Origin of the sequence: Armatimonas sp. (genome assembly GCF_043760365.1) — a bacterium.
Lineage (GTDB): Bacteria > Armatimonadota > Armatimonadia > Armatimonadales > Armatimonadaceae > Armatimonas.
Window position 1 is genome coordinate 1 of record NZ_JAYUPA010000186.1, and the last position, 2,144, is coordinate 2,144.

At 61.1% G+C, this 2,144-nt stretch carries 1 protein-coding gene and 1 pseudogene; both read left to right on the forward strand.

Annotated features, from left to right (window positions below):
- The first annotated feature begins 4 nt into the window (after positions 1-4).
- Complete coding sequence (locus tag ACH2EH_RS04625; RefSeq protein ID WP_395139409.1) at positions 5-1,525, forward strand: arylsulfatase; 1,521 nt, start codon at positions 5-7, stop codon at positions 1,523-1,525.
- A 3-nt stretch (positions 1,526-1,528) separates the two neighbouring features.
- Positions 1,529-2,144: pseudogene (locus ACH2EH_RS04630) on the forward strand (serine dehydratase); the annotation flags it as partial.

Below are 2,144 nucleotides of genomic sequence, written 5' to 3' on the forward strand. Positions count from 1 at the left end.
AACCATGAATATCGTGAAGAAACCCAATGTGGTGCTCATCCTCGCCGATGACATGGGCTGGTCGGATCTGGGCTGCTACGGGAGCGAGATCAAGACCCCGAACCTGGACAGCCTCGCGAAAAACGGCCTGCGTTTTACGCAGTTTTATAACACCGCGCGCTGCTGGCCGAGCCGGGCGGGACTGCTCACGGGTTACTACGCCCAGCAGGTGCGCCGCGACTCGGTGCCGGGTATTAAGAGTGGCAACGGCGGCGTGCGCCCCGAGTGGGCTCCTCTGCTCTCGACACGACTAAAAAGCCTTGGCTACCGTTCCTACCACTCGGGGAAGTGGCACATTGATGGCAGGCCCCTGCAAAATGGCTTCGACCACAGCTACAGCCTCGATGACCATGATAGATACTTCGCGCCCAATCTCCACACGCTTGACGACAAGCCCCTCGCGCCGGTTGATCCTAAGAGTGGGTACTACTCAACCACCTATATCGCCGACCATGCGATCCAGTGCCTCAAAGAGCACGACACGCAGTACAAGAGCCAGCCGTTCTTTACCTATCTTGCGTTCACGTCGCCACACTTTCCGGTTCAAGCGCCACCGGATGATATTGCCCGCTACAAAGAAGCGTATATCAAAGGCTGGGACGCGCTCCGCGAGGTGCGCTACAAGAAGCAGCAGAAGCTCGGGATCGGGGCCAGCAAGCTCTCCGAGATCGAGCGCGAGGTCGGGCCGCCGTATGCGTTTCCTGAGGCGATCAAGAAGCTCGGGCCAAGTGAGGTCAATCGGCCCGTGGCGTGGGACTTGCTGACGAAAGAGCAGAAAGCTTTTCAAGCCACCAAGATGGCGATCCACGCCGCGATGGTGGATCGGATGGACAAAGAAATCGGGCGGGTGCTGGCGCAAGTCAAAGCAATGGGCGCGACCGACAACACCCTTGTGCTCTTTCTCTCCGACAACGGGGCCAGCGCGGAGATGATGGTGCGCGGCGATGGCCACGATCTCGCACTTCCCATGGGCGCCGACGGGACTTTCCTAAGCATCGGCCCCGGCTGGTCGAGTCTGTGTAATACCCCGCTCCGTCGCCACAAGACCTGGGTGCATGAGGGGGGGATCTCCACCCCGCTCATCGTAAGCTGGCCCAAAGGGATCTCCGTGAAGAACGCGCTTCGGACAACGCCCACGCACCTAGTGGACGTGGTGCCGACAATCTTAGCACTGGCAGGCGAAACGGCACCGCTGGGCCACGCCGCGCCGGGAAAGAGCCTGATTCCTCTCTTTGCCGCCGACAGTGGCCTCACCCACGACTCGCTCTGGTGGGCACACGAGGGAAATCGCGCCCTACGGGTCGGAGACTGGAAGATTGTCGCGGCAGGGAAAGACAGCCCGTGGGAGCTTTATAACCTCAAGGAGAGCCGCGCGGAGACCGAGAACCTGGCGGCAAAATACCCGGAGCGCGTGAAAGAAATGGCCGCTCTCTGGCAGGCGCAGTGGGATGCCTACGTGAAACAAGCTCTGGAAAAGGCCCAGTAGACCATGCTCGTGAGTATTTTCAACGATGTCCTCGGCCCCGTGATGCGCGGGCCTTCTAGCTCGCACTGTGCGGCGGCGCTTCGGATCGGGCGGCTGGCGCGGGACTTAATGGGCGGCAAGATTGAGCGCGTGCTGGTAGAGTTTGATCGCAGCGGCTCGCTACCGACCACGCACGCCAGCCAGGGCTCGGACATGGGCCTCTTTGGCGGTTTGCTGGGCTGGGACGCTGCCGATGAGCGCCTGCCGGATTCAGCAATAGCACTGCGCGATGCCGGAATTGAACTCTGCATCGAGACGGTGGATGTGGGCGACCCGCACCCCAATACCTACCGCCTGACGCTTTCAAACGATGGTGAGTCGCACACGCTCCACGCCATTTCCACGGGCGGCGGGATGATCGAGGTCATTCGAATTGACGACCAGCCCGTCTCATTCTTCGGCGACCGTGAGGTTCGTCTGGACACGCTCGGGCTACCCGGAAGATACCTTCAGCCCGTCCTGCCTGTGCTCACGCTCCCTGAGACCACGGTTCCGTTTAAGAGTGCGCTGGGAATGTTGCGCTACGACGCGGGCAAAGAAACGCCGCTCTGGAAACTGGCGGCGCAGTACGAAGGCCAGC